Source organism: Nonomuraea soli (genome assembly GCF_013761175.1).
Taxonomy (GTDB): Bacteria; Actinomycetota; Actinomycetes; order Streptosporangiales; family Streptosporangiaceae; genus Nonomuraea; species Nonomuraea soli.
Map to the genome: position 1 here is coordinate 196,781 of NZ_JACDUR010000007.1, position 20,417 is coordinate 217,197.

The window sequence follows — 20,417 nt, forward strand, 5'->3', positions numbered from 1 at the left end:
ACGACGCCGTGGCGGCCGTCGGCCCCCGTCAGCCCCTGTCGGCCCCTGTCGGCCCCTGTCAGCCCCTGTCAGCCTCCGGCCGGAGTGCCCGGCCGGTCCATGCCCGCGGCCAGGGCGGCGATCGCGTGGTCGATCTCCTGGCCGAGGAGGTCGGTCGGCGGTGGCTGATCCCCGTCGGCGTGGGCGAGCCAGCGTCCCAGGACCACGCGCAGCGCCGTGAGGGCCGTCGCCGCGCACAGCGCCGGGTAGATCCCGGCGCCGTGAGGGTCGCCCGGCGGGAGGCGTTCCGCGATGGCGTCGGCGAGCGCCTTCTCCTGCGCGGCCAGCACGGCCAGCTGGTGGGGCATCAACGCCGGGGTCCGGTGGATGAGCCTGATGGCCGCGACGTAGTCGTGGCCGGCGGCCTGGTCGTCGTCGTGGCTGTGGTCGCGGTCGATGACCGCGAGCACCGCCTCGCGCAGTGCCCGCAGCACCGACTCCGAGCGCGGCCTGGCGCGGAACTCGCCGATGAGCGCCTCCGCGCCGGCCGCGGCCGAGGCCACGACGGCCTCCTCCTTGCTGGAGAAGTAGTTGAAGAAGGTGCGCAGCGCGATGTCGGCCTCGGAGGCGATCTGCTCGACCGTGACGCCCTCCACGCCGTGGCGCAGCGCCAGCCTCAGGGCCGCCTGCCGTACGGCGGAGCGGGTGGCCTGCTTCTTGCGCTCACGGCGACCAGGGATGGTCATGGGCTCCAGGTTACGGGCAGGGCGTGCACGCCGAAGATGAGCATCTCGTTGCGCAGCGGCACCTGCGCGGCGGGTACGGCGAGGCGGAGGCCGGGGATGCGGGTGAACAGCTCGCTCAGTCCGACTCGCATCTCGGCGCGTGCCAGCTGCTGGCCCAGGCACTGGTGGATGCCGTGCCCGAAGGCCAGATGCGAGGCTCGTGCCCGTTTGACGTCGAGGCGGTCGGGCTCGTCCCAGTGCCTGATGTCGCGGTTGGCCTCGGGCGTCGCGATGATCACGGTGCCGCGCGCGGGCACCTCGACGTCGCCGATCGTGACCGCCTCGGTCGCGACCCGGCTGACGCCCATCTGGATGATCGACAGGTAGCGCAATAGCTCCTCGATCGTGTTGTCCATCAGTTCGGGGTCGGTGCGCAGCGCCGCGAGCTGGTCGGGGTGTTCGAGCAGCGCGAAGGCGCCCAGGCCGAGCATGTTGGCGGTGGTCTCGTGGCCGGCGCCGAGCAGGACGAGCGCCATGTCGGTCAGCTGGGCGTCGGTGAGCGGGGGGTCGGCGTCGTGGACGAGCCCCGAGAGCATGTCGTCGGCGGGTTCCGCGCGTTTGCGCGCGACCAGTTCATGGATGAAGGCGTACAGCTCGAAGCCGGCGCGGGCCCGCTCGTCGTCGGGTGAGCTCGAGTTGAGTGCGATGGCGGTGCGTTCCTGGAAGACGGCGCGGTCGGCGTAGTCGACGCCGAGCATCTCGCAGATCGCCAGCGAGGGGATGGGGAGCGCGTAGGCGGGCACGAGGTCGGCCTCGGTGCCGGCGGCCAGCATGGCATCGATGTGCTCCACGGCGATCTCGCGCAGCCGCGACTCCAGGGCCTTCATGCGGCGGACGGTGAACTGGCCGGTGAGCAGGCGTCGCAGCCGCGTGTGCTCGGGCGGGTCCATGAAGACGAACATGCCGTCGTCGCGGCTGGCGACCACCGGCGGCCTCTCGCCCGGGTGCAGCTTGGTGGCGTCGGGGTGTCGCACACGGTCGGCGCTGAACCGGGCGTCGGCCAGGACGGCGCGGGCCTCCTGCAGGCCGGTGACCAGCCAGGCGGGGTTGCCGTTGGCCAGCGTGATCGGCTGGACGGGGCCTTGGCCGCGGCGCCGTACCAGGCCGGAGGGCGGGTCGAAGGGGCAGCCGGTCCGCTCCACAAGATCGGCAGGCAGCATCTGGCGAATCGCGGTGGGGGATTGCGTCACCCTGCCCACGCTATCCGCAAAAATGCACGACGTGCATCATTGCGCGACGCGCAACTTTCACACCGACTCCAGCGTGGTCACGATCTCCTCGGCGAACAGCAGGCCGGCCAGCCCGTGCCTCCCGCGGCGGATCAGGGAGAGCACGTTGTCGCTGAAGGCGCGATCCCTGACCGGCCGGAAGGCCAGGCTTCCGCGGTGCTGCTCCTCGGCGATGTCGAACCTGCTGAGAAAGGCGATGGCCTCGCCCCCGGCGGCGAGCCGTTTCATCGCCTCGATCGAGTTGGTGTGGAAGGCCGGCTCCACCTTCAGCCCGGCCTGCGCGAAGGCGTCGGCGATGGTGCCGTGGATGACCATCGACCGGTCCGCGAAGATCAGCGGATAGGACGCGCACTGCGCCAGCGGGATCGACTCCAGCCGGGCCAGCGGATGGCCGGGCGCGATGACCGCTCCGAGCCGCGTGTCGAGTTGCCAGCACGTCTCCAGCTGGGGCGATACGGGTACGTTGAACCCCAGTCCCAGGTCTGCCTCGCTGTCGGCCACGGCGCGCACGATGTCGTGGGCCGACATGGTCAGGATCGAGACCCTGACCTCGGGGTGGCGGGTGTGGAAGCCGACCGTCGCCGTCGAGACGATGCTGCTGGCCAGCCCCGTCATCGTGGCGATCACCACCTCGCCGCTCGGGAGCGACTGCAGGTCGCGGATCTCGGTCACGGCCTCGCGATACTCCTGCAGCGTCCTGCGCACGTGCGCCAGCAGCACCTCGCCGGCCGGAGTCAGCCGCATCCCGCGCGGCAGCCGTTCGAACAGCGCCTCGCCGAGCTCCTCCTCCAGCATCAGGATCTGCCGGTTGATGGCCGACGGCGCGACGTGGAGCCTTGCTCCCGCGGCCCGGATGGAGCCGTGCCGCGCGACCTCGTCGATGTAGTGCAGCAAGCGCGAGTGGAGCATGGGGCCTCCCGGACCGGGGTGTGCGAAAAAAGAGTACAGTCCGTGCGAAAACCGGCGCTTGTCAGCAACGGTCGCGTGCAATTTCATAGCCCCAGTGCGTACGAGCAAGTCCTAGGGTGCCTCGTTCCGCCGAGCAGACCGCCAGCCGAGCCACGAAACGAGAAATGATGCACCAGCAGGCGCACTACGACCATGTGCGGACGATCTTCGCCATCCTGCAGGGGGAACGGGAAGCCGACCTCCTCCTGCGCAACCTCAACATCCTCGACGTGCACAGCGAGTCCGTCCACCAGGGCTCGCTCCTCGTGTACGGCCAGCGCATCATCGCGCTCGACCCCGACGAGTCCATCGTCAAGGTGCGCGAGGTCTTCGACGGCGAAGGCCTCTACGCCATTCCCGGACTGATCGACGCCCACCTGCACTTCGACGCCCAGCTCGCCCACCCGGCGGCCTTCGGCGAGGCGATCGTGCCGAGCGGGACGACCACCATCTTCGCCGAGACCCTCGACTTCGCCAGCGCCGCCGGCGACGAGGCCATCGAGGCGGCCCGGGCGCTGTTCCTGGGCCACGACGAGCTCCCCTACCGGATCTACGCCTTCGCCCCCGGCAAGAAGACCTCGGTCGAGGTCACCGAGGCGATGCTTCAGATGGAGCCGGTCATCGGCCTGGGCGAGCTCGCCCACCTGTCGTACATGACCGGCAACGACGACGACTTCCGCAAGTCCGCCCTGGGCCGCGCCAACGGCGGCTTCGTCAACTGCCACTGGGGCGTGACGGCGCTGCCGGACCTGCTGCTGAACTACATGCCCGCCATCGGCGCGCACAACAACCACGACGTCTGGAACGAGGAGGACATCGAGAAGAGCATCCGCCACGGCTTCCACACGCAGATCAAGTTCGGCGTGGGCAGCCCCGAGGTCATCAAGACCATGCTGCGCGCGATCGTCAAGCGCCGGTGGCCGGCCGAGAACTTCCAGCTGTGCGCCGACAACATCTCCGTCGACCGCGTCCTGACCAAGGGCCACATCGACTGGGTGATCTCCCTGGCCGTCGAGATGGGCATCAGCCCGATCCAGGCGATCAAGATGGGCACGCTGTACGCCGCGCGCTCGTTCGGCATGGACCACGAGTTCGGCTCGCTCGCCCCCGGCCGCTACGCCGACATCGTGCTCACCGACAGCCTTTCGAAGATCAACCCGCGCTACGTGTTCAAGGGCGGCGAGCTCGTCGCCAAGGACCGCAAGCTGCTCAAGACGGTCGACCTCGACTACTCCGGCATGGTCAAGGAGCCCAGGCCGGGACTGGCGGACCTCACCCCTGAGCAGCTCGACCTCGTCCCGATCGAGATCTCGCCCGACGGCACCCAGGCCAAGGTCCTGCTCTTCGACGTCTACGGCCGGGGCCACCTCAAGTTCTCGCAGGAGATCTGGCTCCCGTACCAGGACGGGACCGTCGTGCCCGAGGCCGACGGCGTCAGGCTCAGCCGCATCTCCGTCGTGCAGCGCTACGCCGACGGCGAGCGCAACGTCGTCAACGGCGTGTTCAAGGGCGTCTCCATGGACAGCGGCGCCGTGTCGACCTTCTGGCCCGCACCCGTCGCCTACTTCGTCGTCGTCGGCACCGACAGCGCCGAGATGCACGCCAACCTCAAGCAGCTCGACACCTACGTCGGCGGCTGCATCGTCACCCGGGACCGGCAGGTGAAGGCCGCACTGCCCCTGGACATCTACGGCGTCATGGCCGACATGAGCCTGACCGAGCTCGTCGACGCGACCCGCTCGATCGACGCGGCCATGGAGGAGCTCGGCCACCGCAACGAGGGCGAACCGGTCGTCAACAAGCTCCTGACGCTGTTCATCTCTCTGGACCGCTTCGGGTTCATGACAGGAGGCTGCTGTGCTGGAGCATGAGAGGGAGGCGGGTGTCGCCGACACCGGCGGCCTCGTGCGCCGGTGGCTCACCTACGGCGCGGGCATCTACCTGCTGACGCTGGGCGTCAGCCTCGCGATCAGGGCGGGCATCGGCATCTCGCCGCAGAGCAGCCTCACCCGCACGATGACGCTGGTGCTCCCGCCGATCAGCCAGGGCACCTTCAACTTCATCCTCGAGATCCTGATGCTGGTCCTGACGTACCTCGTCATGCCGAAGGACTTCAAGCTGAGGAACCTCCTGTCGCTCGTGCCGGCCTTCGTCCTGGCGGCGTTCCTCGACCTGAACCTGATGCTGACCAGCTGGGTCGTGCTCGACGCCTACGCGGCGAAGTTCGCCCTGCTGGTGTTCGCGGACGCCACGCTGGCCTTCGGGCTGTTCCTGATGATCCGGGCCAACCTGGTGCTGATGCCGGTCGACATGTTCGTCAACACGATCTTCAAACGGACCGGGTTCAAGTGGGGCAACATCAAGACGGCCTTCGACTGCACGCTGCTGGTGGCGGCGGCGGCGATCGGGCTGATCTTCCTGGGTGCTCCGCACTTCATCAGGGAGGGGACCATCATCAACGGGATCCTCGTCGGGCAGTACATCAAGCTCTACTTCTTCCTGTTCAAGAAGTTCAAGGCCTGACCCGTCCGTCACGCCCCCATACCTCCGGCATACCTCCTGCATACCCCGGCTCCCTAGCATCGGCAGCGCACGACCTCAGGTTCCAGCCAGGTGAAAAAGAGGGGTATCGATGCCAACCGTCACGACGCTCGACTTCGATGTGCACGATCTTCCGATGGACGTGTTCGACCTCACCGTCAGCGGGCTGGAGGTGCAGACGCTCACGCTGGGCCGCGGCCACGACATCGTGAACGGGCCGTTCACCAACTGCCACGGAGTCAGCGGCTGCGGATGCTGCTCGGGCTGCTCCAACAAGCCGCATTCCGAGCCCGACGACGACACCGACACCGACACCGAGGAGTAGCTGACGTCGCCGCGGGCCGCCCTTCGAGCGGGGGCGGCCCGCGGACCATCGGGTGAGGTGAAGGATGTTCGCTGCTCCGTTGATCAGGCTGGCTGGGCTGCCCGCCGGGGTCCTGCACGAGCTGCGTCTCCGCGAAGCGGGCCAGGCCGTGCGGGAGCGGCTCTCGCTTCGGAGCTGGACGCGGGCCGAGGGCGCGGCGCTCAGCGACGAGCTCTACGCGGTGATCGCGCGCGTGGCTGCGGATCCCGCCCGCCCGGCGCTGATCGGCCTGCGGCGGGCGGTCTACCAGGGGCGCAGGCCCACGGCGCGCGAGTGGAGCGCCTCGACGCGCGAGCTGCTCGGCGACGAGCTGGCCGGACGGGTGGCCCGCTGGCTGGCCGCCTGCGAGGAGTGGCGTGGCGGCGGGCCCGCCCTGGATCGGCTGATCAGGGCGGAGACGGCAACCTTGGAGAGCAGGCTGCGAGACCTGGCGGCCGCCCCGGCCTTTCGCCGGGCGCTCCTCCAGGCGAGTCCCGATCTCTCGGCCGACCTCGACAGGTGGCTGGCCGATCCGGGACGCGACACCCGGCGGCTGGCTCCCGCCCTGGCCAAGTACCTGGTACGGGCGACGGCGAAGACCAGCCCTTTCAGCACGTTCATGGTCACGGGACGCGGATCGTGGACCGATGACGACACCCCTGTCCGCCAGCTCCCCGGGAGCCCGGACAGTGTCACGGGCGTGCTCGACCTCGGCCATCGTGCCCGCTCCGAGCTGCACGCGGCACTGGTGGGGGGCGAGATGCGGCTCGGCATGGTCACCCGCGTCAATCCCAGTACGGCGGCCGCCGGTGACAGGCTGCGTTTCCTGGGCCCTCCTCCGGCCGAGGCGATGCTCACGATCGACGGCACCCCGGCCATCCGCGCCTGCCTGGAGCTGATCCCCGATGATGGCGCGATCACCTTCGGCGAGCTCGCGGACAAGCTGGCGGCGGCGGGCAACGCCCGGCCCGCGAGGGCCGAGGCCTTCGTCGGCCACCTCGTCGAGATCGGCCTGCTGCAGCTCATGCCGCAGCCGGGCGGGCAGATCACCACGCCGCGCGAGGCCGGTCACTGGCTGCGGTCGCTCGGCCCGCCGTTCACGCGGGAAGGCTCGTTGCTCCTGGTCGTCGACGAGGCCGTGCGCGAGGACATCCCCGTCGAGGACGTCGAACGGCATCGGCGGCGGCTGGACGCGGTGCGCCAGGCGATGGCGGACCTCTCAGGCCGTCTGGGGCAGCCGATCGCCGGCGAGACCTTCGACACGGCTGTGACCAGGGAGCCCCTGGCCGAATGCGGCCGTCTCGCCTGGCAGCCGGTCCTGGACGACCTGCAGGCCATCCGCCGATGGCTGGCGTTGTTCAGCCACGGACAGGAGTTGAAGCTCGCCCTGCACTCCTGGTGGGGGCGGCGGCCACCGGCCCCCTTCCCGGACTTCTACCACGAGCTCGTGCAGGAGGTCGCCGCCGCTTCCCCGGAGGGCACGGAGATCGGCCGGCTGTGGCACACGTCGGGAACCGGGCGAAGCAGCCTGTTCGACCGTGTCCACGAGCTGCACGCCCTGCGCGACACGGCCGCCGGCCTGCTGTGGCGGCCGGCCGGACCCGACGGGGTCGTCGTCATCGAGCCCGGCGAGCTGGCCGAGGCGGTGACCGGATTCCCCCGCTGGCTCGACGACCTCCATGCGGTGGGCGTGTACGGCCAGCCCTTCGCGGACGGGTCGGGCCACGCGTTCGTGATCAACAACGTCTTCACCGGCTACGGCAGGGGCCACAGCCGCCTGGACCACCTGACCGGCGCCGGCGCCACGGCGTGGGCGCAGCCGCCCGGCGATCGGCCGGTGTTCGCCGCGCTCGGCGGCTCGCTGGGGACCTCGCTGAACGTCAGGGAGCCCTGCGCGCCGTACGAGATCACCTATCCGTGGCACGGTGACGCCAGGCCGGGGACCGGCCGGCTCGACCTGCAGGACCTGTGGGTGGAACGCGACGACACGCGCGATCTGCTGCGGCTGCGGTCGGCACGGCTCGGCCGTCAGGTCCGGCCGCTGCATCTCGGCAACAGCGCCCCGTGGACCCTGCCGCGTGCCGCGCACCTGCTCGTCAGGGCGTTCGGCGAGGAACCGCCCGAGCCGATCGCGAGCATCGCGCCGCCCGGTCACTGGAAGGCCGCGCCCGAGGTGACGCTGACCCCGCGAGCGCGGGTGGGGCGCGTCGTGGTGCGCCGCGAGAGCCGCCACCTGACCCCGGCGGCCGTCCCCGCGCGGCGCGCGGGCGAGTCGCCCGGCGCCTACCTCGTACGGCTGGCCGAATGGCGGCAGGAGACCGGCATCCCTGAGACCTGCTTCGTCAAGGGCCTGGCAAGACGGCGCTTCCACGAGAACAAGCCGCTCTACCTGGACTTCGCCAACCCGTTCCTCCTGCAGGCCTTCGGCGAACTGCTGCGGCGGCCGAACGACGCGGTCGTCTTCGAGGAGGCACTGCCCGATCCGATGTCGGCCCGCGAGCACCACGGCGGAGAGCACGTCATGGAGATGGTGATCGATGTCGCGTCCTGGAGCGATTGACGTGGGCCACGACGAGTGGGTGAGCGCGCACCTGTTCTACCAGGGCGACCAGGACGCCGTGATCGTCGACCTGATCCCCTCGATCATGGAGGAGCTGGCCGGCGGGGGTGAGCGCCCCGACTTCTTCTTCCTCCGCTACTGGGACGCCGGACCCCACGTGCGTCTGCGGGTGAGAGCGGAGCCCGCGGACCACGATCGGGTCCGGCGGGTCGTCGAGGCCGGGTGCCTGGCGTTCTTCCGCGCCCGGCCCTCCGCCGACACCGTGCGCCAGGAGGAGTACGAGAAGACGGCCGCCGGCCTGGCCGGCGCGGAGGGCCTGCCGGGCTTCACCCGGGAACTGGCGCCGAACAACTCCGTGGCGTTCATCCCCTACCGCAGGGAGACCCGGCGCTACGGGCGGGCCGCGATGCCGGCGGTGGAGAGGCACTTCGTGGATTCCAGCAGGATCGCCCTGTCCACGCTCTCGGCAGGGGTCACCCCCGCGCAGCGGATCACCGCCGTCGTGGCCATGTACCTCATCGTTTGGCTCCGGCTCGGGCGAAGCACGCCGGAGACCGGAGATCACGACGATCACTTCGCGAGGCAGCGCGACATCCTGCTGCCTCTGGGCCGGCGCATGCGGGCGCTGGTCGAGCTGACCGGCGCCATGCCACCGGGCGACGGCCTGGCGGGCTGGGCGCAGGCCGTGGCGAGGCTGCAGAAGGAGCTGGACCCACGGTCGCGGCCGGCGGTGATGACGGCATGCGCCCACCTGGCCGCCAACCGGCTGGGGGTCGACCCGCTCTCCGAGAGGTACGCCTGCGACCTGGCCACACGGACCTTCCTGGAGATGGGCGAGGAGGAACGCACGGCATGACATCGCCGATCGAGGAGAGGGTCAGGATCCGCCCGGGTGTCTCGGGCGGTGTCACTCCGGACAGCTCCTACCATCTGCTCAGCTGGCCGTACAGCATGGCGCTCGGCCGCCTGAACCCGGTGCAACGGGCCCTGCTGCACCGGCTGGGACGGGAACCGGTCCCGATCGAGGAGCTGGTGGAGCAGGACCTGAGCCTGCTGCGGAACGAGGGGTGGCTGGACGCCACCGTGACCTGGTCGGGAAGCGACCTCTACACCGTCGAGCCGGAGCGCCCGCAGGAGCCGCCGCAGGGGGAGATGCCCGCGCGGCTGGCGCTGTCGCGGTTCGCGATCATGCGCAGGGACCGGAACGAGATGGTCCTGGAGTCCCCGCGCTCGTGGTGCCGCGTGCGGCTGCACGACTCCCGTGCCCTGGCCTGGCTCGGGCCCGCGCGGCTGGCCGACGACGACATCCCGGTCGTGCACCGGCTGCGCCGTGACCTGTGGGCCGCCGGCCTGGCGGTCGCCTTGCCCGACGATCAGGACGACGGGTCGCCGTCATGGCAGCCGCACGAGTTGTGGTTCCATCACCGCAGCCGCACGCAGCTGACCGGCGTGCCGTACGGCAAGGGCGAATGGGCGGGCGGCGGGCCGGCCCTTCGCGAGCCGTTCGCGGGCGAAACCGTCGAGCTCGCCCGCCCCGATCCTGTTCGTGTGCGCGTCGGCGACCCCGCGCTGACCACCGTGATGGAACGTCGCCGCTCCGTGCGGCGCCACGACGAGGCGCGCCCGCTGACCGCGACGCAGCTCGGGGAGTTCCTCCACCGCTGCTCGCGTAACCGCGCGGTCTACCAGGTCGACGGCGCCGACTACGTGAGCCGCCCCTATCCCAGCGGCGGGGCCCTGCACGAACTGGAGATCTACCCGGTGATCCGGCGGGTCTCGGGGCTGGAGCAGGGGTTGTACCGCTACGACCCGCAGCACCACCGGCTCGAACGTGTCGGGGGCGCCACCCCGGAGGTGCGGTTGCTGCTGCGCACCGCCGCCGCGTCGGCGACCGCGAGCGAGGAGCCGCAGGTCCTGCTGGTGATCGCGGCGCGGTTCGGGCGCGTCATGGGGAGCTACCAGTCGATGGCGTACTCACTGATCATGAAGAACGTCGGCGTCCTCTTCCAGACGATGTACCTCGTGGCCACGGCGATGGAGCTGGCGCCCTGCGCGCTCGGCGGCGGGAACCCGGCCGCGTTCGCGGCGGCGACCGGCCTGGACCCGGCGGAGGAAGGCTCGGTCGGCGAGTTCGCCCTCGGCTCCGTGCTCCAGGGAGCGGAGCGATGAGGCTGCGCCTGCGCGATGACGTCTACCTGGCGCCGAGCGCCGACGGCCTGCGCGTTCTCACGCATCGCGGGCTGGCACGGATCGACGGGACGTCCATCGCGAGATGGGTCGATCGGCTCGTACCGTATCTCGACGGCAGGTACACGATCGAGCAACTGACCGCAGGGCTGCCGCCCGACCGTGAGCAGGCGGTGAAGCGGGTCGTCGAGATCCTGCGGACCTGCGACGCCCTCGAAGGGGAGCCCGATGCCGGCTTCGCGGCACGCGCCGTGGTGGTGGCGGGGGCCGAGCCCGCGCTGGGGCACCTGGTCCGGGCGGTGTCGGCATCCGGCCTGCGGGACATCACCGTGGTGGACCTCTCCTCCGCCGCGGTGATCGATCTGCCCGCGGCCGACCTGGTCTTCTACGCGGGCGACGGGCAGGGCGCCCTCCGGCTCCAGCGTGTGTGCGAGGAGCGGGCGATTCCCCTCGCCCTGCTGGTCGCCACGAGCGAGGCCACCTGGCTCCTGCCGCCGGGGGCGCCGGGCTGGGACGACGTGGCATACCGGATGGGTGACGGCGCGGAGCAGGGCGGAATCGTGCCGCCGGGAGCGGCCGCGACCCTGGTCCAGGCCGCCCGCCGCGAGCTGACGGGCGCCATGCCGCCGGGCGAACGCGGTCGCGTGGTCAGGATCGCGCTGGACACGTGGCGCCACACGCGGCACTCGTGCCTGCCCCGCCCCCGCCCGGGCTCGGCGCGTTCCCGTGAGATGTTCCTCCAGCGGGTGCGCACGCTCCTGGCGGGTGAGCCTCTCGACCACGGCTCGTTCCTGCGCCGCGTCGCCCCGTGCGTCAACGGGCACCTGGGGGTCGTGCGGCTCGTGGACGCCGACGAGCCGCAGGTGGTGGTGAACACGTGCCGGGCCGTACTGCCGGACGGGGAGGCCGAGGTCGGCTCCGGGTTCGGCCACGAGGCCGCGCGCCGTGACGCCGTGCGCCGGGCTCTGGCCGCCTACGCGGCGCGCACCGTGGATCCCGGGAGGCTGACCGGATCCGGCGTCTGGGCGCACGAGATCGACCGCCCTGACCGAGCCCGCCTGATCCCGGCCGACGCCGTGTTCGACGGCGAACGCGCCGGGCTGGCCGCCGGGGACAGCTGGGAGCACGCCCTCGGCGAGGGGCTGGCCGGCCGGTGCCTGCAGCTCATCACGGCCGGATTCGGCTCGCGCACCGAGCCCTTCCCCAGGATCGACGTCACCGCCGTCGACCTGCACGAGGAGGGGCACAGATGCCGCGACGTGCTCATCCGGTCCGGCGAGCTGCCCGAGGTCTACGACCTCACCGGCTCGCTGGAGGTCCCGGCCTTCGCCTTCTGCGCGGGCGAGGTCACGATCGGCCACTTCGCTGGCCTGGACCCGGCCGAGGCGCTGGGCGAGGGCCTGAGGTCGGCGCTCGTTCGCCTGCAATCGCCGCAGGACGGCCACGCGGAACCGTTGCCCGCCCGGCTGCGCGGACCATCGCGGCGGGCCTCGCCCAGGCCGGCGGACCTGGAACAGGTGGCGTCGCGGCTGCGCGCCCGTGGGCGGGTGGCGCTGGCCGTCCCTCTTGACCATGACGAAGCGGTGTCCTCGATCATGCCCTATCTGACTCGGGTGGTGGTGACCGATGCGTGAGGTGGCTCTGGTCGGACACGGGCTGATGTACGACGCGATCGCCGCTCACCTGGCGACGGGCCGGAAGGTCGCCTGCCACGGCACGGCGGCGCACGTCGGAGGCGCGCCTGATCTGCTGATCGCGGCCGACGACAGCTGGAACACCGCCCGCACCGCGCAGACACGGGCGGCCGCGACGGCGCTCGCGGTGCCCTGGTTACGCGTGCGCGCCGAGCTCGGCCAGGTGGTCATCGGCCCCATGGAGACCCCGGGCGTCCCGGGGTGCGTGTCATGCGCCGAGCGGCGGCGACGCCGCGTGCGCGCCGATCAGGCGGGCCACCGGGCCATCTGGCGAAGGCACGGCGAGGTCCTGCGCGAACGCCCGTCTTCCTGGGTCACCCCGCTCGCGGCCACGCAGGTGGCCGAACTCGTCGCGGCCGAGGTCGCGTCCCTGTCGGGAGGCGCCACCCCCCGCACGAGCCTGGCCCTGCTGATGGTGGATCTGGAACGCCTGGACGTCGGCGTGCACCCGTTCCTGCCGGACGCCTTCTGCGGCACCTGCGGTGACGCGCCGGACGACACCGCCGAGCTGGCCGATCTCGTCCTGGAGCCACGGCGGATGCACCGCGAGCGGAGCTTCCGCACCCGCGACGTCACGCAGGACCTGGAGGAGCTGTACGTCGACAAGGTGTGCGGGCTGGTCGGCTCGATCTCGGAATGGACGGCGGGTGTCATGGCGGTCGCGTCGGCCGGCGTGGGCGGGCGCGATGGCGAGGTGACGGGATACGGGCGCGCCGAGACGCGCGCCGCCGCCAGGCGCACGGCCGTGCTGGAAGGGCTCGAAAGGTACGGCGGGGCTCCCGGCGCGCGACGGCCGAGCGTGCGCGCGAGTTTCGCCGAGGTCGCCGGGCACGCGCTCGATCCCCGGACCCTGGGCCTCTACCCGCCGGAGCGGTACCGGCTGCCCGGCTTCCGCTACCGGCCCTTCGACGTGGACGAGACCTACACCTGGGTGTGGGGCTACTCCTTCGCCAGGAAGGAACCGATCCTGGTGCCGGAGTCGTGCGCCTACTACCAGAACGGGCACGAGCTGGTCTACGAGATCTCCAACGGGTGCGCGCTCGGCGGCTCGATCGAGGAGGCCGTCCTGCACGGCGTCCTGGAGGTCGCGGAGCGCGACGCCTTCCTGCTGACCTGGTACTGCCGCATGCCCGCGCCGCGCATCGACATCTCCGGGGTCGCCGACCGGCGGCTGAGGCTGCAACACGCGTGCGTGGAGGCGGAGACCGGCTACGACGTGTCGTTCCACGACATCAGCGTCGAGCAGCGCATCCCCTGCGTGTGGGCCGTCGCCGTGAACCCGCGCGACGACGGGCGGGCGGCGACGATCTCCGCGGCCGGCTCCAGCCCCGACCCGGAACGCGCCATCGCCAACGCGCTCTCGGAGGTCGCGGCGAGCATCGCCCCGGCGGGCGAGAAGTACGACGAGCACGCCGAGCAGGCGCGGCGGATGGTCGACGAGCCCGCGCTCGTCAAGGAGATGGAGGATCACGCCCTGCTGTACGCGCATCCGGCCGCAGCACGCCGGCTCGACTTCCTGACACGGGCGCCCGGCCGCCGCAGGCCGGCCGACATCGGAGACACCCGGGGCTTCTCCGGCACGGACCTGACGAGCGTGCTCAACGAGACGGTCGGCCGCTACCTGGAGACCGGGCTCGACGTGATCGTGATCGACCAGACCGGGACCGAGCACCGGGCAGGCGGCCTCGCCTGCGTGAAGGTGCTGATCCCCGGCACCCTGTCGATGACCTTCGGGCACGACTACCGCAGGCTCCACGACCTGCCGCGGCTGCTGACGGTGCCGCGATTGCTCGGCCACCGCGACCGGGACCTGGCGCCGGAAGAACTCGCCTCCGACCCCCACCCCTTCCCATGACGGCCGCCGCCGTACTCCGGCGCATGCTCACCTGGTTGCGCCCGCATCGGTGGAAGGTTGCGGCCTCGCTGCTCATCGTGGTGCTCACCGTGCCCCTGGGAGTGGCCGGCCCGCTGCTGACCCGCATGGTCATCGACCAGGGTCTGCTGCGCGGAGACGCCGGGCTGCTGACGCTGCTGTGCGTGCTCATGGTCGTCCTCGGGGTCGTCGTCAGCGTCCTGGACGTCGGCAACGTGGCCCTCACCAACATCATCGGCCAGCGGGTGACGACCACCCTGCGTGCCGGCGTGTACGGCCGGGCCCAGGCGCAGGAGCTGGCCTTCTACACCGAGGAGAGCACCTCGGAGGTCCAGGCCAGGCTGGTCAGTGACATCGAGGGGATCGACCGGTTCGTCACCAGCACCGCGCAGCAGGCACTGGGATCGTTCACCGCGCTGGCCGCCTCGGGCATCGCGATGGTGGTGCTGAGCTGGCAGCTGGCCCTGCTCTCCTTCTCCCTGGCCTACGTGCTGGCCCTGCTCAACCACCGCTTCGCCAGGCGGCGCCAGGACCTGGCCAGGCAACGCCAGCGCCACCTCACCTCGCTCCTGCGGTTCGCCGCCGAGGACCTCAGCCTGGGCGGGATCATCCTGGGCCGCACGCTGCGCCGTTCCGGGCGGCAGCTCGAACGGTTCGTCGAGGTGTGCCGGCAGCTGAGCGAGATCACGGTCCGGCAGCGGGTCGTGGGCGCCACCGCCTATGTGATCATCGGTGCGTCGTTCGCCTGCGTGCCGCCGCTGGTGTTCTGGGCGGCGGGCACGGCGGTCTCGGGTCTCAGCATCGGAACCGTGATCGTCATGGTGATCCTGCAGATGCAGTTGTCGCAGCCCATCCAGTCGCTGCTGCAGCTGTCGAGCAGCCTGCACGTCTCGCTGGCCAAGTTCGAGCGCGTCATCCAGTACCTCGACCTGCCGGAGCCGGTGCGCGACCACGCACGCCCGGCCGGCGGCGCCGGGGTCGGCGTGACCCTGCGCGGAGTCGGCCACCGGTACGGCGACGCCGGACGGGCCGTGCTCGGCGGCATCGATCTGGACCTGCCCGCGGGCTCGGTCACGGTCGTGCGCGGACGCACCGGATCGGGCAAGAGCACGCTGGGGCTGATCGTCGCCGGTCTCCTGCGCCCCACCTCCGGGACCGTCGAGGTCCACGGGGCGGGCGGGGCCGACCTGCGCGACGTGGCGACGATCGTGCCGCAGCACACCACCTTGTTCGACGCGTCCATCAGGGAGAACCTGCTGTTCGCCCGCGACGGCGTGACCGAGGACGACCTGCGCCGGGTGCTGGCCGCCGTCCGGCTCGACGACCTGGTGGCCACGCTGCCGCAGGGGCTCGACACCCCTGTCGGCGTGGAGGGGCACCAGCTCTCGGGCGGCGAGCGCCAGCGCCTGGCGGTGGCCAGGGCCCTGCTCGCCGACTGGCGGTTGCTCGTCGTCGACGAGGTGACCAGTGCCCTGGACGGCGTCACCTCCGACGAGGTGTACGACGCGCTCCGGTCGTACTGCCGCGGCAGGACCCTGGTGGTCATCGCGCACCGGCTGCCGCGCATCCGGCCGACGGATCAGGTGGTCCTGGTGGATTCCACGTTCCGTGTCGAGAACGCCCTGCCGGCTCCGACCGGTCGGTGAACGAAGGAGACACCATGTCCGCGAACAAGCAGACCGTCCGCCGCTACATCGACGGCTTCAACACCTCCGACCACGCCCAGATCCTGGCGTGCCTGACCGACGACATCGAGTGGACCGTGTTCGGCCACTTCCACATCACCGGCAAGCAGGCCTACGACGCCAACATCGAGGGGCCCGACCCGGTCGGCGTGCCGCCCAAGGTGGTGATCACCCGCATGGTCGAGGAGGACGACGTCGTCATGGCGGAGATGACCCTCGAAGCGCTCCAGAAGGACGGCAGCGTGATGCGGGCGGCGATGGGCGAGGTGTTCGTCATGCGCGACGGGCTGATCTGCGAACGCCGCGCCTACGTCGTGCCGCTGGAAAGCTCCTGAGACTCACTCCACGAGCTGCTGGTGGTGGATGTGCCGGATACGTTCCTCCGTCGTGACCTTGATCCGCCGTGTCGCGAAGCGCAGGATCGGCGGCGCCATCAGCGAGGTGACGATCGCCACGACGATCACGATGGTGTAGATCTCGGTGGTGATCACGCCCAGGCGGAGCCCGACCATCGCGACGATCACCTCGATGACGCCGCGCGCGTTCATCCCGGCGCCGAGCGCCAGCGCCTCCCAGCCGCTCAGGCGGCTCAGCCGGGCGCCGATGTAGGCGCCGGCGAACTTGCCGACGATCGCCACCAGCAGCACCACGCCCGACGCGATCAGGACCTCGGGGTTGCCCAGCAGAGTGAGGTCCATGCGTAGTCCTGCTGTGGCGAAGAACAGGGGAGCGAGCACGCAGAGCACGAAGGACTGCAGCGGCGCCAGCCAGTCGGAGTTCACGTGGCCCGACCGGCCGATCAGGATGCCGCACAGGAACGCGCCGAGGATCGCCTCCAGGCCGAGCGCGTGGGTGGCGGCCGCCGAGAGCAGCACCATCACGACGGCGGTGGCGAGGCTCGGACCCGGTTCCGGCGAGCGGGACGCGAGCCGCATCACCCAGCGCACCAGGGGACGGCCGATCCAGATCGAGAAGGGCACGAGCGCCACGAGGGAGATGAGCGAGAGGGTGATCTGGCCGACCCTGAGCCCGGTGGTCGCCATCGCCGAGACGACCGACAGCATGAACCAGCCGAACGCGTCGTCGACCATGCCGGCGGTCAGGCACAGCTGCCCGACGTCGCGGTGCAGCAGCTTCATGTCGAGGAGCGTCTTGGCGATCACCGGGATCGCGCTGACGCAGGTGGCCACGCCCAGGAAGAGGGCGAACACCGTGTAATCGGTGCCCTCGGCGAGCAGCGAGCGCGGCAGCAGGAAACCCGTCGCGATGCCCAGCGCGAGCGGGATCACCAGCCCGGCGATGGAGACCTTCGCGGCGGTGGAGCCGCGCCGTCGCACCATGCCGAAGTCGAGCTGGATCCCCGTGATGGCCACCAGGAGGAGCACGCCGATCTGGGCGACGGCGTCCAGCAGGTGGAACTGGGCGGGCTGCTCGGGAAGCAGCCAGGCCGAGAAGTCCGGCGCGACCTGCGCCAGGAGCGAGGGGCCCAGCAGCACACCCACGGCCAGCTCGCCGACGATGGCGGGTCCGCGCATCCAGACGGCCAGGCGGCCCAGGAGCATGGCCAGCAGGAGCAGCACCCCGACCTGCAGGATGAAAACCAGCAGCTCATGGGTGCCCAGCGGCATGACGGGTCCTAGTGCGAGCACAACGAAATCTACGCCGATCGGCTCGTCGATCGTCTGCTCAATATTGAGCGGACGATCCGGCCGCCATGCGCGAGATTCGCACCCAGAGCCGCAACCGAGGGGAAGGGTCATGACACACGAGGACGTCTGGGCAACGCCGCTGTCGGCTCAGCACCAGACCACCCTGTCGCCTGACAAGCTGCTGCACTCCGGCAACGCCGGGCTGATCATCCACCGGGTCGGCATGCTCGAGTACGACATGGCCCGCGAGGGCCGCGACTTCAGCGTCGACCTCCTGAGCTACATGAACCGCGCCCAGGCGGGTGTCGCCACCACCTTCTGCTACGAGGAGGTCTTCGGCGTGCGCGACCGGCTGCACTGGTTCGTGCACATGAAGTCGCCGGAGAAGTACAGCAGGCTGCTGGAGATGGTCGACCACGACGAGGCCTTCAAGGACATCTCGCTCAAGAACCGCCTGCCGAAGAAGGGCGGCGGCAACTGGGAGAAGATGTTCGTCTACGGCAGCCTGCGCGAGACCATCATGTGCCCGCAGCACGGTTTCGCCGACCACGCCGAGGACGACCCGGCGCTGTTCGTGCCGCCGGCGATGTTCCAGACCACCCAGCCCAAGAACTCCCAGCTCAACTCGGCGAACGCGGGCGCGATCATCCTGCGCACCGGCGACGTCAAGTACGAGTTCCGCGAGGAGGGCCGCCAGTTCCTGCACGACTGGTCCAGCTATCTCAACGACGCGCTGCCCGGTCAGGCCACCGCCTACATCTACGAGCAGACCTGGGGCCAGCAGGACCGCATCCACTGCCTCATCCACCTGCGCAAGCTGGAGGACTACCGGCTCGTGCAGGAGATCGACCGCAGCGAGGGCATGCACAAGCAGGTCTACGACGCCGAGCGGGTGCCGGAGGCCAAGGGCGGCGGAGGCTGGGACCGGTTGTTCGTCCCCACCTCGATCAACGACGTCCTGATGGTGCCGCATCTGACGGAGGGTTCCTGAGCCATGGCTCTGGGGATCGAGTCGATCAACGCCTACGTCGGCCGGGCGTTCATCGGGGTGCGCGAGCTGTTCGAGGCGCGCGGCCTCGACATGAAGCGCTTCGCGAACCTCATGATGGAGCAGAGGTCGGTCAACCTGCCGTGTGAGGACCCGGTCACCAACGCCGTGAACGCGGCCAAGCCGATCGTGGAGTCGCTGAGCCCCGCAGAGCGGCGGCGCATCGAGCTGCTCGTCGTCGGCACCGAGTCGGGGCTCGACTTCGGCAAGCCGATCAGCACCTACGTCCACCACTACCTCGGCCTGGACCCGGCCTGCCGATCGTTCGAGGTCAAGCACGCCTGCTACGGCGGCACCGCGGCCCTGCAGAGCGCGGTGGGAGTGGTGGGCGCGAGCCCCGTCCCCGGCGTCAAGGCGCTGGTGATCGCGACGGACGCCGCCAGCTCCACGGCCAGGGCCACCTACTGGGAGCCGTCGGAAGGAGCCGGAGCCGTCGCCATGCTCGTCGGCGACGACGCCGAGGTGCTGCGGCTCGACCAGGGGGCCAGCGGCTACCACACCTTCGAGGTCATGGACACGCTGCGCCCGCGCCACGACGAGGACGCCGTGGACCCCGACCTGTCGCTGCTGGCGTACATGCGGTGCATCGAGGAGAGCTTCGGCGCCTACAAGGAGCGGGTGGCCGGTGCCGACATCGTGGAGACCTTCGACTACCTGGCGCTGCACACGCCGTTCGCCGGCATGGTCAAGGGCGCCCACCGCACGTTGCTGCGCAAGCAGAAGGGGCTGGCGCCGGCCGCCATCGAGGCCGACTTCACGGCCAGGGTGGCGCCGTCGCTGGCCTACCCGGTGCGGGTGGGCAACACCTATTCCGCCGCCCTCTACATGGCGTTGTGCTCGCTGCTCGAACAGGGCGACTTCCCGGCGCCGAGGCGGGTGGGCCTGTTCTCCTACGGCTCCGGGTGCGCCTCGGAGTTCTTCAGCGGTGTGATCCCGCCGGGCGCCCGGCCGGTGACCAAGGTCGCCCAGGCGCTCGACGAGCGGAGCAAGCTCACCGTCGAGGAGCTCGACGAGGTCGGCGAGCTCAGCGCGGACCGCGGCTTCGGCACGCGGAACGCGGTGTTCGAGACCAAGCCCTACGGCGGGCTCTTCGAGGCGGGGTTCGAGGACCGGGGCCTGCTGGTCCTGGACCGGATCGCGGACTTCCACCGCGAATACAGATGGAGCTGACGATGGCCACCACCGTGCGGTTCACGATCGGCACCACCATCGACGGCGCGGCGATCAAGGAGATGCACGCCGCCCTGGACGAGGCGGAGAACTCACCGGAGTGCCGCATCTTCGTCCTCCAGGGCGGCGACGGCGTGTTCTGCACCGGGATGGACCTCGAACAGGCCGCCACGGGCGACGCCAAGGACGGCGGCGCGGACTTCTTCGGCCTGCTCAAGCGCTTCACCACGACGCCGCGCGCGGTCGTCGCGCAGGTCGACGGCCGGGTCGCGGGCGGCGGAGTGGGCCTGGCCGCCGCGAGCGACTTCGTCTACGCCAGCGAGCGCAGCACCTTCAGCCTGCCCGAGGCGCTGTGGGGGCTGCTGCCCTGCTGCGTGCTGCCCTTCCTCATCCGGCGGGCCGGCTTCCAGAAGGCCTACACGATGACGTTCAGCACCCAGCCCGTCAGCGCGGCCGAGGCCGAGCGGTTCCAGCTCGTCGACGAGGTGACGGCGGACCCCGGGGCGGTCATCAAACGCCTGGCCTACCGCCTGACCAAGCTCGACGAGTCGGTCATCGGCGACATGAAGCGTTACTTCCGCGACCTGTGGATCATCTCCGACGCCGTGGAGGAGAAGGCGGTCGGCGAGTTCGGCAGGCTGATGTCCACGCCCGAGGTCCGGCAGCGCCTGTCCGACTACGCAACGGAGAAGCGGTTCCCCTGGGAACGCTAGGAAGGAAAGCGCC

At 70.7% G+C, this 20,417-nt stretch carries 17 protein-coding genes; 13 read left to right on the top strand and 4 right to left on the bottom strand.

Annotated elements, in window-relative coordinates; genetic code table 11:
* Positions 1–68: 68 nt before the first annotated feature.
* From HNR30_RS33625 to HNR30_RS33635, 3 genes are all read right to left on the bottom strand, one after another.
* Positions 69–725, bottom strand: a complete 657-nt coding sequence (locus HNR30_RS33625) for a TetR/AcrR family transcriptional regulator (RefSeq protein WP_181614145.1) — start codon at positions 723–725, stop codon at positions 69–71.
* A complete protein-coding gene (locus HNR30_RS33630) occupies positions 722–1,924 on the bottom strand; it encodes a cytochrome P450 (RefSeq protein WP_181614598.1) in 1,203 nt (400 codons plus the stop codon). The genes HNR30_RS33625 and HNR30_RS33630 overlap by 4 nt, the downstream gene beginning before the upstream one ends.
* Before the next feature lie 87 nt (positions 1,925–2,011).
* Positions 2,012–2,902, bottom strand: coding sequence for a LysR family transcriptional regulator (locus HNR30_RS33635; protein ID WP_181614146.1), 891 nt, complete (start codon positions 2,900–2,902; stop codon positions 2,012–2,014).
* A 167-nt stretch (positions 2,903–3,069) separates the two neighbouring features.
* Between HNR30_RS33635 and HNR30_RS33640 the strand changes: the two genes are divergently transcribed.
* From HNR30_RS33640 to HNR30_RS33685, 10 genes are all read left to right on the top strand, one after another.
* Positions 3,070–4,812 (top strand): adenine deaminase C-terminal domain-containing protein, encoded by a 1,743-nt coding sequence (locus tag HNR30_RS33640; protein ID WP_220134291.1) that lies wholly within the window; start codon positions 3,070–3,072, stop codon positions 4,810–4,812.
* Positions 4,799–5,464, top strand: coding sequence for a YczE/YyaS/YitT family protein (locus HNR30_RS33645; protein WP_220134292.1), 666 nt, complete (start codon positions 4,799–4,801; stop codon positions 5,462–5,464). The genes HNR30_RS33640 and HNR30_RS33645 overlap by 14 nt, the downstream gene beginning before the upstream one ends.
* A 109-nt stretch (positions 5,465–5,573) precedes the next feature.
* The gene (locus HNR30_RS33650; protein ID WP_181614148.1) at positions 5,574–5,807 is read left to right on the top strand and encodes a GE37468 family thiazolyl peptide; all 234 of its coding nucleotides are present in this window, start codon (positions 5,574–5,576) and stop codon (positions 5,805–5,807) included.
* A gap of 79 nt (positions 5,808–5,886) precedes the next feature.
* Positions 5,887–8,385, top strand: a complete 2,499-nt coding sequence (locus HNR30_RS33655; RefSeq protein WP_181614149.1) for a lantibiotic dehydratase — start codon at positions 5,887–5,889, stop codon at positions 8,383–8,385.
* Between the two features lies 1 nt (position 8,386).
* Entirely contained in the window at positions 8,387–9,241 is an 855-nt protein-coding gene (locus tag HNR30_RS33660) for a lantibiotic dehydratase C-terminal domain-containing protein (protein ID WP_181614150.1), read from the top strand.
* Positions 9,238–10,554 (top strand): SagB family peptide dehydrogenase, encoded by a 1,317-nt coding sequence (locus tag HNR30_RS33665; RefSeq protein ID WP_181614151.1) that lies wholly within the window; start codon positions 9,238–9,240, stop codon positions 10,552–10,554. The genes HNR30_RS33660 and HNR30_RS33665 overlap by 4 nt, the downstream gene beginning before the upstream one ends.
* Complete coding sequence (locus HNR30_RS33670) at positions 10,551–12,206, top strand: hypothetical protein (protein WP_181614152.1); 1,656 nt, start codon at positions 10,551–10,553, stop codon at positions 12,204–12,206. Before HNR30_RS33665 ends, HNR30_RS33670 begins: the two co-directional genes overlap by 4 nt.
* On the top strand, positions 12,199–14,121 hold the full coding sequence (locus HNR30_RS33675) for a TOMM precursor leader peptide-binding protein (protein WP_181614153.1): 1,923 nt from the start codon (positions 12,199–12,201) through the stop codon (positions 14,119–14,121). The genes HNR30_RS33670 and HNR30_RS33675 overlap by 8 nt, the downstream gene beginning before the upstream one ends.
* 23 nt (positions 14,122–14,144) lie before the next feature.
* Complete coding sequence (locus HNR30_RS33680; protein WP_181614154.1) at positions 14,145–15,785, top strand: ABC transporter ATP-binding protein; 1,641 nt, start codon at positions 14,145–14,147, stop codon at positions 15,783–15,785.
* 14 nt (positions 15,786–15,799) lie between these two features.
* Positions 15,800–16,159, top strand: a complete 360-nt coding sequence (locus HNR30_RS33685; RefSeq protein ID WP_181614155.1) for a nuclear transport factor 2 family protein — start codon at positions 15,800–15,802, stop codon at positions 16,157–16,159.
* Positions 16,160–16,162: 3 nt separating this feature from the next.
* On the opposite strand, the gene HNR30_RS33690 is transcribed toward HNR30_RS33685, so the two are convergent.
* Positions 16,163–17,452 carry a cation:proton antiporter gene (locus HNR30_RS33690; RefSeq protein WP_181614156.1) on the bottom strand — a complete coding sequence of 430 codons (1,290 nt, stop codon included), beginning with the start codon at positions 17,450–17,452 and terminating at the stop codon, positions 16,163–16,165.
* A gap of 130 nt (positions 17,453–17,582) precedes the next feature.
* On the opposite strand from HNR30_RS33690, the gene HNR30_RS33695 reads away from it, so the two are divergent.
* From HNR30_RS33695 to HNR30_RS33705, 3 genes are read left to right on the top strand one after another with little or no spacing between them, the layout of a single operon-like run.
* Complete coding sequence (locus HNR30_RS33695; protein ID WP_181614157.1) at positions 17,583–18,464, top strand: DUF6039 family protein; 882 nt, start codon at positions 17,583–17,585, stop codon at positions 18,462–18,464.
* Positions 18,465–18,467: 3 nt separating this feature from the next.
* Entirely contained in the window at positions 18,468–19,691 is a 1,224-nt protein-coding gene (locus HNR30_RS33700; protein WP_181614158.1) for a hydroxymethylglutaryl-CoA synthase family protein, read from the top strand.
* Positions 19,692–19,693: 2 nt separating this feature from the next.
* Entirely contained in the window at positions 19,694–20,404 is a 711-nt protein-coding gene (locus HNR30_RS33705) for an enoyl-CoA hydratase-related protein (protein WP_220134293.1), read from the top strand.
* The last annotated feature ends 13 nt before the right edge of the window (positions 20,405–20,417 follow it).

Coding starts and splice junctions, on each gene's coding strand:
- HNR30_RS33625 (WP_181614145.1), bottom strand. CDS start 725: ATGACCATCCCTGGTCGCCGTGAGCGCAAGAAGCAGGCCACCCGCTCC.
- HNR30_RS33630 (WP_181614598.1), bottom strand. CDS start 1,924: ATGCTGCCTGCCGATCTTGTGGAGCGGACCGGCTGCCCCTTCGACCCG.
- HNR30_RS33635 (WP_181614146.1), bottom strand. CDS start 2,902: ATGCTCCACTCGCGCTTGCTGCACTACATCGACGAGGTCGCGCGGCAC.
- HNR30_RS33640 (WP_220134291.1), top strand. CDS start 3,070: ATGCACCAGCAGGCGCACTACGACCATGTGCGGACGATCTTCGCCATC.
- HNR30_RS33650 (WP_181614148.1), top strand. CDS start 5,574: ATGCCAACCGTCACGACGCTCGACTTCGATGTGCACGATCTTCCGATG.
- HNR30_RS33665 (WP_181614151.1), top strand. CDS start 9,238: ATGACATCGCCGATCGAGGAGAGGGTCAGGATCCGCCCGGGTGTCTCG.
- HNR30_RS33670 (WP_181614152.1), top strand. CDS start 10,551: ATGAGGCTGCGCCTGCGCGATGACGTCTACCTGGCGCCGAGCGCCGAC.
- HNR30_RS33675 (WP_181614153.1), top strand. CDS start 12,199: ATGCGTGAGGTGGCTCTGGTCGGACACGGGCTGATGTACGACGCGATC.
- HNR30_RS33680 (WP_181614154.1), top strand. CDS start 14,145: ATGCTCACCTGGTTGCGCCCGCATCGGTGGAAGGTTGCGGCCTCGCTG.
- HNR30_RS33685 (WP_181614155.1), top strand. CDS start 15,800: ATGTCCGCGAACAAGCAGACCGTCCGCCGCTACATCGACGGCTTCAAC.
- HNR30_RS33690 (WP_181614156.1), bottom strand. CDS start 17,452: ATGCCGCTGGGCACCCATGAGCTGCTGGTTTTCATCCTGCAGGTCGGG.
- HNR30_RS33695 (WP_181614157.1), top strand. CDS start 17,583: ATGACACACGAGGACGTCTGGGCAACGCCGCTGTCGGCTCAGCACCAG.
- HNR30_RS33700 (WP_181614158.1), top strand. CDS start 18,468: ATGGCTCTGGGGATCGAGTCGATCAACGCCTACGTCGGCCGGGCGTTC.
- HNR30_RS33705 (WP_220134293.1), top strand. CDS start 19,694: ATGGCCACCACCGTGCGGTTCACGATCGGCACCACCATCGACGGCGCG.